The organism is Demequina capsici, from assembly GCF_032102965.1.
GTDB classification, from domain to species: Bacteria; Actinomycetota; Actinomycetes; order Actinomycetales; family Demequinaceae; genus Demequina; species Demequina capsici.
This window is the reverse complement of sequence record NZ_CP134880.1, coordinates 57,521-71,956: the sequence shown is the minus strand read 5'-3', so window position 1 is coordinate 71,956 and position 14,436 is coordinate 57,521. Positions and strand designations below refer to the sequence as shown.

General features: G+C 71.5%; 15 protein-coding genes. 12 read left to right on the top strand and 3 right to left on the bottom strand.

Features of this window, described 5'->3' with window-relative positions; genetic code table 11:
- Positions 1 to 370 precede the first annotated feature (370 nt).
- Complete coding sequence (locus RN607_RS00350; protein WP_313543530.1) at positions 371 to 1,582, bottom strand: hypothetical protein; 1,212 nt, start codon at positions 1,580 to 1,582, stop codon at positions 371 to 373.
- Positions 1,575 to 2,126 (bottom strand): RNA polymerase sigma factor, encoded by a 552-nt coding sequence (locus tag RN607_RS00345; RefSeq protein ID WP_313543529.1) that lies wholly within the window; start codon positions 2,124 to 2,126, stop codon positions 1,575 to 1,577. The genes RN607_RS00350 and RN607_RS00345 overlap by 8 nt, the downstream gene beginning before the upstream one ends.
- Before the next feature lie 97 nt (positions 2,127 to 2,223).
- On the opposite strand from RN607_RS00345, the gene RN607_RS00340 reads away from it, so the two are divergent.
- From RN607_RS00340 to RN607_RS00315, 6 genes are all read left to right on the top strand, one after another.
- Entirely contained in the window at positions 2,224 to 3,081 is an 858-nt protein-coding gene (locus RN607_RS00340) for an ATP-grasp domain-containing protein (protein WP_313543527.1), read from the top strand.
- 170 nt (positions 3,082 to 3,251) lie between these two features.
- Positions 3,252 to 4,292, top strand: a complete 1,041-nt coding sequence (locus RN607_RS00335) for a TerC/Alx family metal homeostasis membrane protein (protein WP_313543525.1) — start codon at positions 3,252 to 3,254, stop codon at positions 4,290 to 4,292.
- A gap of 45 nt (positions 4,293 to 4,337) precedes the next feature.
- The gene (locus tag RN607_RS00330) at positions 4,338 to 5,333 is read left to right on the top strand and encodes a DUF4190 domain-containing protein (protein ID WP_313543523.1); all 996 of its coding nucleotides are present in this window, start codon (positions 4,338 to 4,340) and stop codon (positions 5,331 to 5,333) included.
- 380 nt (positions 5,334 to 5,713) lie between these two features.
- The gene (locus tag RN607_RS00325; protein ID WP_313543521.1) at positions 5,714 to 6,898 is read left to right on the top strand and encodes a MalY/PatB family protein; all 1,185 of its coding nucleotides are present in this window, start codon (positions 5,714 to 5,716) and stop codon (positions 6,896 to 6,898) included.
- Positions 6,899 to 6,931: 33 nt separating this feature from the next.
- Positions 6,932 to 7,513, top strand: coding sequence for an RBBP9/YdeN family alpha/beta hydrolase (locus tag RN607_RS00320; RefSeq protein WP_313543519.1), 582 nt, complete (start codon positions 6,932 to 6,934; stop codon positions 7,511 to 7,513).
- A gap of 9 nt (positions 7,514 to 7,522) precedes the next feature.
- Entirely contained in the window at positions 7,523 to 8,464 is a 942-nt protein-coding gene (locus RN607_RS00315; RefSeq protein ID WP_313543517.1) for a phosphotransferase, read from the top strand.
- Between the two features lie 87 nt (positions 8,465 to 8,551).
- On the opposite strand, the gene RN607_RS00310 is transcribed toward RN607_RS00315, so the two are convergent.
- Positions 8,552 to 9,385: a siderophore-interacting protein gene (locus RN607_RS00310; RefSeq protein WP_313543516.1), complete on the bottom strand. Its 834-nt coding sequence runs from the start codon at positions 9,383 to 9,385 to the stop codon at positions 8,552 to 8,554.
- A gap of 119 nt (positions 9,386 to 9,504) precedes the next feature.
- Here RN607_RS00310 and RN607_RS00305 point away from each other — a divergent pair, with 119 nt between their 5' ends.
- The 6 genes from RN607_RS00305 to RN607_RS00280 all read left to right on the top strand — a co-directional run bounded on the left by RN607_RS00305 (position 9,505) and on the right by RN607_RS00280 (position 14,433).
- Entirely contained in the window at positions 9,505 to 10,119 is a 615-nt protein-coding gene (locus RN607_RS00305) for a hypothetical protein (RefSeq protein WP_313543514.1), read from the top strand.
- Between the two features lie 120 nt (positions 10,120 to 10,239).
- Entirely contained in the window at positions 10,240 to 10,809 is a 570-nt protein-coding gene (locus RN607_RS00300; RefSeq protein ID WP_313543512.1) for a copper chaperone PCu(A)C, read from the top strand.
- The gene (locus tag RN607_RS00295; RefSeq protein WP_313543510.1) at positions 10,806 to 12,035 is read left to right on the top strand and encodes a Dyp-type peroxidase; all 1,230 of its coding nucleotides are present in this window, start codon (positions 10,806 to 10,808) and stop codon (positions 12,033 to 12,035) included. Before RN607_RS00300 ends, RN607_RS00295 begins: the two co-directional genes overlap by 4 nt.
- A 68-nt stretch (positions 12,036 to 12,103) precedes the next feature.
- Positions 12,104 to 12,991, top strand: a complete 888-nt coding sequence (locus tag RN607_RS00290; protein WP_313543507.1) for a phosphotransferase — start codon at positions 12,104 to 12,106, stop codon at positions 12,989 to 12,991.
- Complete coding sequence (locus RN607_RS00285) at positions 12,988 to 13,917, top strand: phosphotransferase (protein ID WP_313543506.1); 930 nt, start codon at positions 12,988 to 12,990, stop codon at positions 13,915 to 13,917. Before RN607_RS00290 ends, RN607_RS00285 begins: the two co-directional genes overlap by 4 nt.
- Positions 13,918 to 13,953: 36 nt before the next feature.
- Positions 13,954 to 14,433, top strand: a complete 480-nt coding sequence (locus RN607_RS00280) for a cation:proton antiporter regulatory subunit (RefSeq protein ID WP_313498636.1) — start codon at positions 13,954 to 13,956, stop codon at positions 14,431 to 14,433.
- The last annotated feature ends 3 nt before the right edge of the window (positions 14,434 to 14,436 follow it).

The window sequence follows — 14,436 nt, the reverse complement described above, 5'->3', positions numbered from 1 at the left end:
CGGTATCGCATGCCGCCAGCCGGCACCGCTGAGAGCGTTCTCAACACCTGTATTCGCCTTGGGGACCAAGGTCCCGCGCAACCGCCCGGAACGGCTCGTAGTGTCTTCCTCAGACGTGACGGCGACTGAGAGGTCGCCCGACATAGAACGTGGCCCGGACGGTCATCCGGGGACTTGACCGTCCGGGCCGCATCTTTTTTCTGGCGCCGTGATCTCGCTCCCTCCCCTGAGATCCGGCGCCAGAATTTTGCGTTCTGGGCCTTCCGGCCTGCGCACCCAACTGGCCCGCGCACCCAACTGGCCCGCGCACCCACCTGGCCCGCGCACCTACGACGCCTGGCCCGATCGGATTCGACCCGGCGGAAGCACCTCACCGTGGGGTGGCGGCGACCCCCTCCTCCGCGTGGAGCCAGAAGTTGGCGCTGCCGCCATCGCAGGTCGCAGGGATCGGACCCGGCGCCTCGTAGGAGCCACCGTCGATCACGGCCATGTCGGTGACCGACTCGTTCAGCACCGGCGCGCAGAAGGTGCTCGGCAGCGTCGCCCCAAGCCTCCTCGACTCTCCGGTCGTGAGGTCCACCACCAGCCACTCGCCCGCTCCCGTCGCGGCGGTCCAGTCCTCGGGGGTCGCCCCCGGATCGCGCTCCTGCGCGAGGAACACCGCGTAGGACCAGTCCGGGGCATGCCACGCGGTCACGCCGGGGTCCCCTGACCCGTTGCGAGCACCGGCGGCGACGAGCCCATTCAGCTCCGACTGAGCCGCGAGCTGCTGGAATGTCGCGCCTCCAGTCCGCACGAACAGCGAGTCGTACTCGCCCAGGTACGTGCGTCCGGCCCAGATCTCGCCGAGCGGGGTGGTGGATCCGGTCGGGTAGACGCTCCACACGGAGCCGTCGCCGTTCACGTGACCAGCGGGGATGGCGTCGCCGCCCCAGTCCTCCACGGTGTCCCCGGTGACAAGGTCGTACTGCACCACCTGCACGGCATCTCCTGCATCGGCCCACGAGAGCCACGCGAGACGCGCACCCAGATCGGTGGCGACGAAGTCGACGTACCGGTCCGTCCCCAGCGAGGCGAGCCTGAACACGTCACCGTCAGGTGCATCCAGGTACAGCACCTGCTCCGCGTACGGCGGTGCGGACGCGTCCGTGGAGTCGCGGCCGACGGTGAGCGACCAGCTGTCATCCACGTAGTCCCACACCCAGCCCTCCATGGCGCGCACCGGGTCGACCTGCCCCGGCTGCGCCTGGTCGAGCACGGGCGGCCGCTCGGACTCGGGCACCCCGTCCCACCCGGTCGCCACCGCGGTCGGGGCGGGCGACGACGACGCGGTGGGAGAGGACGATGCGGACGGCGACGGCGTCGCGGCAGGGTCGTGCCCCGCGCCGTCGGGGCGCAGGAGCGCGAACGCACCGATCGCCGCGATCGGCACCGCGACGGCGGCGACCGTGCCGATCACGCGCGCGCGGCGGCGCGAGGCGACCGCGCCGGACACCGCCACGAGCAGGTGATCCGAGGGAGCCGGGAGGTCAGCCGCCCGTGCCTCGTACGACTGCGAGAACAAGCGCTCGAGGTCATCCACGACGCGCCCCCTTCCTCACGGCGACCGTCTCGCCGGGTTCCTTCAGCTCCTCATGGGTGCCCAGCAGGGCGTTCAGACGGGTCAGCCCGTCCGACAGGTAGCGCTTGACGGCGCCCTCGCTCAGTCCCAGGGCCTCCGCGGACTCGCGCGTCGACAGCTGCTCCAGGTAGCGCAGCACCACGACTGCGCGTGCACGTTCGGGGAGCCGTTGAAGCGCGTGCTCCAGGTCCGTGGCATCCGGCACGGATGCGTCGGGGCCCGGCGTCGTGGCCCGCGTGAACGGCACGACCACGGCCGCGTTGCGGCGGCGACGCGAGGCACGACGGCGCTCGTCGAGGAACCGTGAGGCGATCGCCTTGCGCACGTACGCCTCCGCAGCCGGCACCGCCGCGAAGGTCCGTCGACCCCCGAAGGCAGCGATCAGCGCATCCTGGACGATGTCCTCCGCCTCCATGCGGTCGCCTGTGAGCATGCACGCGTACGCGACCAGGTGGCGGTGCCGATCCTCGACGAGTTCGCCGAGCGTGCGTTTCCAGTCGTTCATGCCTCACCCCTTCTCCACCTCACACAACGTCGGCGCCGCGCGATCGGTTGGCAGCAGACGGTACGGCGAGCCCGAGGCCCGGCGCTACCGTTCACGCATGACCCGCATCGCCCTTGCCACGACCGCCGCGCTCACCGACGTCGATGTGGACGACGCGGCGCTGCTCGCCGCGCTCCCCGAGGCGGAGCTCGCCGCCTGGGAGACGCCCACGGACTGGGCCGCCTACGACCTGGTGGTGCTCCGTTCCACGTGGAACTACATCGACCGGCTCGACGAGTTCCTGGGCTGGGCGGAATCGGTCGCCGCCGTGACACGACTCGTCAATCCTGTGCCGGTCATCCGCTGGAACACCGACAAACGGTACCTGGCGCAGCTCGCGGCGGCGGGTGTGCCCGTCGTCCCATCGTTGTTCGTGGCACCAGGTGAGCAGCCGCCCGACGACGCGCTCGCCGGCCGCATCGTCGTCAAGCCAGCCGTGGGAAACGGGTCGAACGGCGCCGCCCTGCTGGACGGCGACCCCACGGCGGCGGCCGCGCACGTCGCGATGCTGCATGCAGCGGGCCGCACCGCGCTGATCCAGCCCTACCTGGAGCAGGTGGACACGCTCGGTGAGAAGGCGCTGGTGCACCTGGGCGGAAGCTTCTCGCACGCCGCGACCAAGGGTGCCATCCTGTCCAAGGAGATGTCCTTCTCGACCGGGGTCTACGCGGACGAGGAGATCAGCCCAGCCACTGCCAGCGACGCCGAGATCGCCGTCGCACGCGCCGTGCTCGACGCGACCGCCGTGCTGCTGCCTGACGCGGCGGACCTGGCGTACGCCCGCGTGGACCTGCTGCCCACCGACGACGGACCCGTGCTGCTGGAGCTCGAGCTCACCGAGCCCAGCCTGTTCCTCACCCAGGCGGACGGAGCAGCGGACCGCGCCGCCGCTGCGATCCGCGACCTGCTGCGCTGAGCCGTCCCGCCGCGTCGACAGACACCTCTCTCGTCGCCTACGATGTGCCACACGAGGGGAGTACTTCCCAAGCTCCGTCCCGGTCAGTACGAGGTCCCCATGGACCTCCCGGGCGGACGCCGCGCGAGCGGTGAAGGAGACCTCAGGCTCACGCAGTCCTGAGGAGACCCATGTCCCCGTCCCTTCCGCTCACCCTCGCCCTCCCGTTCGAGTCCGACGCGCCCGCCGGCCTCCACTCCATCGCGACGCCGGGCCTGTGGGCCGTCACGATCATCGGGGTCGCCGCGCTGATCCTGCTCGACTTCCTGCTCACCCGCCGCCCGCACGAGGTGTCGTTCCGCGAGGCCTTGGGCTGGAGCGCGTTCTACATCGCGCTGCCGCTCCTGTTCGGCCTCTGGGTGTGGGCAGAGCACGGTGGCGAGACCGCGACCCGCTACTACACCGGCTACGTGGTGGAGAAGAGCCTGTCGATCGACAACCTCTTCGTCTTCATCCTCATCCTCTCCGCGTTCGCCGTGCCGCGCGCGCTCCAGCAGCGCGTCCTCCTGGTGGGCGTGGCGGGCGCGATCGTGCTGCGCGGCGCGTTCATCGCCGTGGGCGCAGGCCTCATCGCGACCTTCGACTGGACCTTCCTGCTGTTCGGCGCGATCCTGCTCGTCACCGCCGTGAAGGTGTACCGCGACGCCCGCTCCGAGGATGACGAGACGATCGAGCCCGGCGACCTGGGCATCGTCCGGGTGATGCGTCGGCTCATGCCCGTGACGGACGGGTACCACGGCACTCGGGTCACGGTGAAGGAGGGCGCGAGGCGCGCGCTGACACCGTTGGCGCTCGTGATGGCCGCGATCATCGTCACCGACGTGATCTTCGCCGTGGACTCGGTGCCTGCGGTGTTCGGCATCACCGCGGACCCGTACCTCGTCTTCGCCACGAACGCCTTCGCGCTGCTGGGTCTGCGGGCCCTGTACTTCGTGCTGGAGAACGCGCTGTCGAAGCTCGTGTTCCTCGGCTACGGCCTGTCGGTGATCCTGGGCTTCATCGGCGTCAAGCTGGTGCTGCATTGGGCGCACGGCGTGTGGCCCGCCACGCCCACCGTCCCGACCGACGTCTCGCTGATCGTGATCGTCGTGGTGCTCGCCGTGACCACCGTCGCCTCGTTGCGCCACGTGAAGCGCCACGGGTCAGACGAGCCGGCGCGCGTCTCGCAGTAGAGTCGAGCCGACGCGGCACCTTGCACCGTCCCTGAAGGAGAAGAGATGGCCGACGACCAGCGCCCCAGCCCTGACGATCCGTGGGTGGCACCCCCGCTCGGCAGCGACGGGACCGCAGGCGCGTCCTACACCGATCCGTTCGCGCAGCCGACGGCGGCATCGATCCCGCCACCCATGCCCGCGCCCGCGGACCCCTACGCCCAGCCGGGTCAGCCGTACCCGTCCGCGCCTGCGTACGGGGCGCCCTACGGAGGCGCGCCGTACCCGGGCCAGCCGTACGGGCCGCGCTCCGACAAGAACTGGATGGGCATCGTCAGCCTGGTGACCAGCCTGCTGGGCATCTCGCTGATCGCGGTCATCCTGGGCCACCTGGGGCTGCGCGCGGTGAAGCGCGGCGAGGCGGACAACAAGGGCATCGCGCTGGCGGGCACCATCATCGGGTGGCTGGGCATCGCGGGCTCGATCCTCGTCGTCATCGCGCTGATCGCCTTCAGCGCCACGTTCAGCTCGGCCTTCGACGACTCCGGCTCGTGGTCGTCCACCGCGGGCCCGAGCACCAGCTTCTCGGCGGATCCGGCGCCTCTTCCCTCGCAGGATCCGGCTCAGGATCTGGCGCAGCCCGGCGACGGCGTCTTCGGCGTCGATGAGGCGAACAACTACTTCCTCATCTACGTGGACGGCGCCCCGGCCGCGGGCACGTGCCTCTCCCCTTCGTCGGTCGAGGGCTACGACCTCGACGTGGTGGACTGCGGTGCCTCGCACGTCGGCGAGGTGTTCCTCTCCGAGCCGCTCACGGACGTCACCGTCGACGGCGACTTCACCAGCGACGCCACGTGGTCGGAGATGTACACGGCCTGCAGCGAGGCATTCGACTCGGCGACCTCGGGCACCGATGCGGCGTACGACCTTGGCTGGTGGGTCTTCGCCGCCTCCGACGACAACGAGCTCTCCGCCGACGACACCTTCCTGTGCGTCGCGTCCGTCGACTTCACCGCGTCGACCGGCTCCGCGCTCGCCACGTCCGGAGGCCAGGCGCTGTAGGCGGGGGAACACATACCGCGCGCCTCGTCGCGCCGTGGGGTCACAGGGTGACCGTTCCTGTGGACAGAAGGGACATGTCGACCTACGATTGTCCTTTCCTCCGACAAACCCGGAGGTCACGAGGGCCGCACCCGGCCCGCACCCCGCACCCCGCGCCGCGACCCGGCGTCGCCTGAGAGGACCTGCTGTGCCCGCTTCATCCCCTTCGGACCCGCCCACGTCGTCGCTCGACGTGCAGAGCGTGCGCGACAAAGTGGAGATGCCCCAGCATTACGCGTCCTGGCAGGACTACGCATTCAGCGGGACACAGCCCGACGAGGTCGCGCCGGGGGCCTGACCAGGCTTCACCGGCACCCGCGCCCAGCCTTAGGCTGACAGGCGTGAACCCCCTCGAGCAGCTGTCCCTCGCCGACCTTCGCGCCCGCCGCTCCGCCAAGTGGGCGCGGTACGAGCCTGACGTGATCCCCATGTGGGTCGCCGAGATGGACGTGCCGCTCGCGGAGCCCATCCTCACGGCGCTGCAGGAGGCGCTGACCATCGGTGACACCGGCTATCCCGGCTCGTGGCCGATGGTCGACGAGTTCGTCGCGTTCGCCGCCCGGCATTGGGGCTGGCAGGTCGAGCCCTCGCTCGTAGTGCCCGCGGCCTCCGTGATCTCCGCCTATGTCGAGGCCTTCGTCGAGGACGTCGCGCCCGGGGAGGAGGTGGTCATCACCGCGCCCGTGTACCCGCCGTTCACCACCTACCTCCACCAGGCGGGCCGCGTGGTGCGCGAGGCACCGTTGACCGACGACCTGCGCCTGGACCTCGACGCCTTGGAGACGGCCCTCGCCGCGGCCACCGCGCCGGCCGACGGCTCCACGGAACGCCGCAAGGCGGGCCTGCTGCTGTGCAACCCCCACAACCCGGGCGGGACGGTGCACACCCGCGAGGAGCTCACCGCCGTCGCAAGTCTGGCGAACCGCTACGGGGTCACGGTCGTGTCCGACGAGATCCATGCGCCGCTCGTGTACTCGGGCGCGGAGTTCACCCCGTACCTGTCGGTGCCGGGCGGCGAGACCGGCATCGCGGTGCAGTCCGCCTCCAAGGCGTTCAGCCTGGCGGCCATGCCCGCCGCTCAGATGATCGTCGGCACGGAACGCGCGGCGTGGCTCGGCGAGTTTCGCAAGGGTGCGCACGGCCACCCCACCTACCTCGGCTCCATCGCGTCCACGGTCGCGTACCGGGACGGCGACGCGTGGCTCGCCTCCCTCCTCGTAGGGCTCGAGGCCAACCGGGACACGCTGCGCGCGTTCGTGGCGGAGCGCCTTCCCGGGGTGACCGTGTCCCGCAACGCCGGCACCTATCTGGCCTGGCTCGACTTCGGCGGGACCGTCGCCGCCGGCGGCAGGGACCTGGGCGGCGAGCCGGCGGACGTGCTCCTGGCCGAAGGCCGCGTGGCGCTGAACCAGGGCACCCACTTCGGCGTCGGTGGCGCCGGGCATGCGCGCCTGAACTTCGCCACGCCGCCCGCCGTGCTCGCCGAGGGGCTCGAGCGGATCGCCTCGGTCGTGGTCGCGAAGTAGCGATCCGGACCTGCGCAGAGGAACGAGGAACCCATGAGCGACATGCGCGTCCTGCTGCTGCACGGGCTTGGCAACCACCGTCCTCGCGTGCATTGGCAGTGGTGGCTCGCCGAGCATCTTCGCCGGGCCCACGTGCCGGTCCAGCACCCGCAGCTCCCCGCCCCGGACGCACCGACGTTCGAGGCCTGGAGCGAGGTCGCGCTGGCAGAGCTCGAGATGCTGGCAGGCGGGGGCGAACGGGTGGTGCTGGCCCACTCCCTGTCATGCGTGATGTGGGCCCGCCTGGCGCCTCGGCTGCCCGCGCGGCTGCGACCCAGCCGCGTGGCGCTGATCGCGCCACCGTCGCGCGCGAGGCTCGCGTCCGTCCTGCCCGACTTCCCGTTCGACGAGGGGGTGGACCTGAGCGCCGTGAGCCCTGGACGCGTCGTGGGCCGCGCGGACGACCCGTATCGCGACGCGCCGCTCGCGCAGGTGGCCGCCGCATGGGGTCTGCCTGCGATCGAGGTCGCAGGCGAGGGGCACCTCAACCATGAGGACGGCCACGGGCCATGGCCTTCGGTGCTCGCGTGGACGCTCACCGGGGATGATCAGGCATGGAGCGCGACTGCAGGCTAGGGTGGTCGCATGCCCACGGGCCTAGTCCCGGACGCCGAGGTCCGGATCTCCGACGACCTTGTGTCGCGTCTTCTGTCTGCCCAGCATCCTGACCTGGCGGACCTGCCACGAGGCGAGCGCCATGAGGGCTGGGACAACATCACGATCCGCCTGGGCGAGGACCTCGCCGTCAGGCTGCCACGCAGGCAGCTGGGCGCGGACCTCGCCTCCCGCGAGCATCGCTGGCTTCGTGAGCTCGCCTCCGGGTGGGACTTCACCGTTCCCGCACCCGTCCGGTTGGGCGCGCCGGGCGAGGGCTACCCGTGGCCATGGTCGGTGGTGCCCTACCTCGAGGGCGATCGCTGCTTCGACGCGCCGCTGACCGACGCGGGAGCCAAGGACCTGGGCAAGGCGCTGGCGCAGGTGCACCGGCCCGCGCCGGCCGACGCGCCGAGGAACCCGGTGAGGTCCGCGACCCTCGCGGAGCGGGCCGAGCTGTTCGACGCGCGGCTGAACACGCTCGTGGCCATGGCGGACGCCCCGGCCGACCTGTGGGAGGACGACGCGCGGGCGGCGTTCGAGGCGGGCGCGCGAGCCGGCCGTGAGCTGGAGACGTGGGCGCACCTGGATCTGCACGGAGGCAACGTGCTGACGAGCAAGGGTCGCCTGGCGGCGCTGCTCGATTGGGGCGATCTGGGAGTGGCCGACCCTGCGACGGACCTAGGGCAGGCGTTGTGCCTGGTAGGAAGGCGCTCATTCCGGCCGCTGCTCGATGCGTACGCGCGCGCGGGTGGCGCCGCGTCGCGTCGCAAGGGGCTGCTCCTGGGCGGCGGCCTGGACGAGGTGACCGCGCTGCGGGTGGAGGCGGAGGCGCTCACCTATGCGGCGATGCTGGCCTGCCACGAGCGCGCGATCCAGCCCGGCGCAGGGTGGGATGCGTTGGTGGACCTGGGGTACGCCCGTGCCCGCTGACCTGATCGGGCGCCTGGCTCTCGGGTTCCCGGCGGTCGGGATCCTGGCACCTGGGAGTCGCTCATGGTGCTCGGCCGACGCGCGGGGTCAGACGCCGAGCGATCTCAAGAACGGCTCGTAGTCGACCCAGTTCTCCTCGTCGGTCCGGTCCTCACGCCAGATCTCGGCGGCCCGCTCGCGCTGGGCTTCCGTGAGGTTCGCCCACGCGCGCACGACTCGCTCGTGGTCGCCGTGCCAGTAGCCGACGATCCGCAGCACGGTCATGGGCAGCTGCGCCTCGTGGCGGGCGAACTGGCGGATGCGGCGGGACTCGGCCGCCTCGCAGGCGACCCACAGGTACGGCTCAGCGTCCGCGTCCCGGAGGCGCGGCAGCAGGTCCGCGAGCGCGGAGCGCAGCACCGACGGTCCGATACCGTTCCCGCCAAGGCGCCACTCGAGATCCACGGCGGCGGCGCTGGGCAGCTCGCGGGAGTCCGCGATGGTGGCGAGCTCGATCACGACGGCGAAGCGCTCGTCGGGGTTCGCCTCGGCGAGGATGCGGGCGATCGCGGGCAGTGCTGTCGCGTCACCGAGCAGTACGCGTCGATGCGCGGACGACGGCGGGGCGTAGTAGGCCTTGGGCTCGGACACGGCGACGGCGTCGCCGGGGCGCACCCTCTCTCCCCACGCGGCGCCCGGGCCCTCGCCGTGGACCGCGATCTCCATCTCGAAGCCGTCGGACAGGACCTTGCTGATCGTGTAGTGGCGGGAGGCGTGCCCGTCGGAGGCGTCCGCGTCGGCCTCGCCGACGTCCACGTGGACGAACTCGTCAGCGGCGCCCGTGGAGCGCCACGAGTCGCCCGGGGTGGTGACGCGTACCCTCACGAATCCTGGCGTGACCGGCTCGACACCGGTGACGACGGTCGTGATGGTGGTCTCCATGGTTCCTCCGGGGGTCGCGGATGCCCGGTGAGTGCCGGGGTAAGGCTCACCTCACCACAGATTACGAAACACGTCAATGTCGTAAATGCCTTCTCGGGGCCGAGTGCGATAATCCACAGATGCGCGTGTCCCCCTGGCGCCGAATGGCCCGTGCCCTCGGGGGATCCGCGCTGTCCACCTTCGCCGCGCTCGGCTCCCACGTGCTCGCCGGCGGCCACTCTCCCACCGTGATCGGCGTCGCCGTCCCGCTCGCGCTCGCCTTCGTCGTCTGCTTCCACCTGGCCGGTCACGCGCTGACGCTGACGCGGCTCACGCTCGCGGTGCTGCTCAGCCAGGGGTTGTTCCATCTGCTGTTCGCGTGGGGCACGGCCGATGTGGCGCTCACCGGTCAGACGCACGCCCACCACCTGGAGCCCGGCGCCCTGGGCGTCACCGCCACGCACGCGGCGCACTCCGGCTCGGGCATGATGCTCGCGCACGTGCTCGCCGCCGTGGCGACCATCGCCGCGATCCATCGCGCCGACGACCGGTGGCGCACGCTCGGCAGGGCGCTCGGCCATGTCCTCGATCGCTGGCGCGACCGACTCGTGGTCCACGTGCCCGCGGTCGAGGCCCGGCCTGCCACGACCATCCCTGCACACCGTCCCGCCGGCACGCAGCTCGCGATCGCCACCCAGCCCGCGTTGCTGCGCGGCCCCCCGCAGCTCTCTCTCCCGCACCCGCGCCCGGCCTGACCGCCCCAGCGCGGTGCTCGCACGCGCCCTCACCGGGCGCGCTGCACCACCAGGAGCCAGCCCGCTCGCGCACGCGTCTGCGCGTCCGCGTCCCCGCGGGCACCCGTTGAAGAGAGAACCATGAAGAAGTCCCTGATCGCGCTGATCGCCACCGCCGCGCTCGCGCTCACCGCCTGCTCCACGTCCACCTCCACATCCACCGACGCCGGCGGCGACACCGGCACCAGCCCCGCCGTCACCGTGACCGACGCCTGGGTGAAGGCCGTGGACGACGGCATGACCGGCGCCTTCGGCATCGTCACCAACGAGACGGACGCCGATGTCACGATCGTGAGCGCCGCCACCGACGCCGCCGCGATGGTGCAGCTGCACGAGACCGTCGTCGACGCGTCAGGAGCCACCGCCATGCAGGAGGTCGACGGCGGGTTCACCATCCCCGCCGGCGGCACCCTGACGCTCGAGCCAGGCGGCAACCACCTCATGCTGATGGATGTCGCCGACCCCCTCCAGCCAGGCGACCAGGTGACCGTGACGCTCACGCTCTCCGACGGCAGCACCGTGCCGTTCGACGCGGTGGTCAAGGAGTTCACCGGCGCCCAGGAGTCCTACGCGCCCAGCATGGACGGGATGGACCACGGCTCCGCCTCGCCGAGCAGCGACGTGCCGAGCAGCGGAGCGGACGGCTCGTGAGCCCCGCAGACGCAACCACGTCGCACGGCCCGAGCCGCCGCGGATTCCTCACGGGTTCCGCGGCGGCGGTCGGCGTCGCGACGGGCGCCGCAGGGGGCTATGCGGCAGCGCGCGCCGTCCAGGTGGACGAACCCCGCGACACCACCGGCGCGAACGGTGGTCGCGCCGCCGCCTTCGCGGGTGCGCACCAGGCCGGCATCACCTCGTCACCGGGGGCGCACGGCACGTTCCTCGCGTTCGACCTGGTGGACGGCTCGACGCGGGACGACCTCAGGCGCCTCATGCGCCTCTGGTCCGACGACGCGCGTCGACTGATGGCAGGGCAGGGCGCCCTCGCAGACACCGAGCCCGAGCTCGCCGCCGCACCGGCGGGCCTGACCGTGACGTTCGGCTGGGGCCGAGCGGCCACCGTGCTCGCGGGCGGGGAGGATGCGGCGCCGGCGTGGCTCAAGCCCCTGCCCGCGTTCTCGATCGACGCGCTCGAGAACCGCTGGAGCGACGGCGACCTGCTGGTGATGATCCATGCGGACGACCCCGTGACGGTCAGCCACGCGGCACGGATGATCACGAAGGACGCGGCCAGCCTCGCCGTGCAGCGGTGGCACCAGACGGGGTTCCGGCAGGCGTACGGGACGCACGCGTCAGGCACCACGATGAGGAACCTGTTCGGGCAGGTCGACGGCACCACCAACCCGCCGGTCGCCGCCGAGGAGTTCGCACGCCGAGTCTGGATCGCCGACGGCTGGCTGACCGGCGGCACGTCCTTCGTGCTGCGCCGCATCCGCATGGACCTCGCCGTATGGGACCAGGTGGACCGGATCGGCAGGGAGAACGCGGTGGGCCGCACGCTGGACACCGGCGCACCCCTGACCGGGACCGTCGAGCATGACGAGCCTGACCTCGATGCCGTCGATGCACGCGGCTTCCCGATCATCTCCGACGTGGCGCACCTGCGGCGCGCCCGACCCGGCGAGCCGGCCCAGCGGATCGTCCGCATGGGATTCAACTACGACGAGCCTGCCCGCGGAGGAGCGGAGGCGGAGGCGGGGCTGCTCTTCGGCAGCGTCCAGGCCGACGTGGATGCGCAGTTCGTGCCGATCCAGGAGCGGCTCGCGCAGGCGGACCTGCTCAACGTGTGGACCACGCCCGTCGGCTCAGCCGTGTTCGCCATCCTGCCTGGCTGCTCCCAGGATGGCTACCTGGGCGACGGTCTGCTCGAAGGATGATCACGGAGGCGAGTGACGCATCCGACACGATCTGTGCAACGCCACCGCGGGCCGCTAGCCTGCACTCCATGACTGGTAGCCCCCACCGGATCATCATCACCGACGAGCTCGTGTCGGCGCTGGTGCGCGACCAGTTCCCCCACCTCGCAGACCGTGAGATCGGGCGCCACTACGTGATGCCCGACTACACGGCCGTCCGCGTGGGCGACGACCACGGCGTCCACATGCCCACCGTCCCCGGCCTCGACGTCTACTACGAGCGCTCGACCCGGCTGATCGCTCCGTTCCTGGAGAGGTGGAGCTTCCCCTTCGTGCCGCCGCTTCGGACCGGTCGGCCAGGTCACGGCTACCCGTACCACTTCGAGCTCACGAGCTGGATCAGCGCCTCGACCGCAGCCATCGTGCCGCTCACGCCGAGCGCCGCCGGTGCGCTCGGCGACGCGCTGCACCAGATCCACCTCCCCACGGAGTCGCCGCTGCGCAACCCCACCAGCTCGGTGCCGCTGTCGACGTTCGCATCGTCCATGAGGCGGTGGCTCCCGCTCGTCGACGCCATGGAGTCCCCGGACCGCGCGCGCGTGAGGACGGACCTCATGCGCCGCACGTGGGAGTCCGGGCTGGTCACGCCTGTCGACGTCCCCTTCACCTGGACGCACGGCCGCCTCGCACCCCGCTTCGTCATCTCCGACCAGGGGGCCTTCGCAGGGCTCGTCGAATGGTGCTACTTCGCTCCCGGCGATCCCGCCGCCGACCTTGCCGGCGCGCTCATGCTGCTCCCCGCCGACGCGCACGAGGACCTGCTCGGCTCCTACGGCGGAGCGACAACGGCCACGAGGACCCGCATCGCGGCCATCGAGATGTTCCTCGCCGCCTACTACCTGACCGGAGAGGACCCGTTCACCCGGAACCTCGCGTGGCGTCGGCTGCGGGAGCTCGAGATGCTGGACGGGACATGACCATGGACCCCGAGCCGTTCCGGCCGACAGAGATGACCGCAGGCCGCATCCTGCCGGACGAGTTCGTGCGCGCGCTGCTGCTGGAGCGTTCGCCTGAGCACGCGAACCTTCCCTTCGGTCGCCGGTACACCGACATGGAGGAGCACTTCTCCGTCCGGTTGGGCGACGAGCTGATCATCGAGCTGCCCCGGCAGCGCCGCCTGCCCTCATGGGATCCGGTGGCCATGGACCACCTCCACGCGGCTGCGCAGGACTGGGACTTCCGAGCGCGCCTGCCGATCGTCATCTGCGAGCCGGCGCTCGGCTACCCGCACCGCTTCGAGATCGCGCGATGGTTCGACGCGTCGACAGCCATCAGGTCGCCGTTGCGCACCGAGGCTGCACGCGACCTCGGACGGGCGCTCGCCCAGGTGCATGAGAGGCCGACAGGCGGCGCGCCCCTGCATGAGGCGACCGGCGGCAGCCTCATCACCCGCTCGGGACAGACGTACGAGCGGCTCGCCCAGTCCTCCACGCTGCGCTCGCCGGAGGGCGCCGGCGTGATCCCCGAGCGCATCCGCCGCGCCTGGGACGACGCCGTCGCTGTGCCGCCGGCCCTGGAACGCACCTGGATCACGGGCACTCTCGACCCGCGCGCGGTCATGGCCAAGGACGGCGAGTTCGCGGGGCTCGTCTACTGGCGCGAGCACTCGGTAGGCGATCCCATCAACGAGCTCGGCATCGCCACCCTGCTCTTCGGTCCCGAGGGCGTGGACCTGCTGCTCGACGGGTATGGCCACGACGGCGCGGAGCTGCGCGTGCAGATGAAGGCGATCGCCACCAAGCGCGCCCTCCTCTACATCCACTCGGACAATCCCGCGATCGCGCGGCTCGGCTGGACGCGGCTGCAGCAGATGGGCATGCTCACGGACCCGACGCAGGAGTGATCGCTCTGGACGCTGTCGGCGTGCCAAGGTAGGCGTATGGACATCTACGAGACGCCGCTGCCCGGGGTGGGCGTTCGCTACGAGTTCACGGCGGAGAGCGGGGACCGCGTGGGCATCGTGGTGCGCCGCGACGGCAAGCGCGACCTGGGGCTGTACGACCGTGAGGACCCCGACGCCTGCACCGGGACGCTCGAGCTGTCCGAGGGTGACGCCTCCGCGCTGGCCGAGCTGCTGGGCGGCACCAACATCACCGCGCGGCTCGAGTCGTTGCGGCATCAGGTGGAGGGCCTGGCGATCGAGTGGATCACCATGCCGACGTCCGGCGGCCTGGCGAACCGCACCATCGGCGACGGCCATATCCGCACCGCCACGTCGGCGTCGATCGTCGCCGTGATCCGCGACGAGGTCGGGGTTCCCGGACCCGGCCCGGACTTCGAGCTCAGACCCGGGGACACCGTGCTGGTGATGGGCAGCGAGCACGCGGTGGGCCACGCCCGGCAGATCCTGATCGGATAGGGC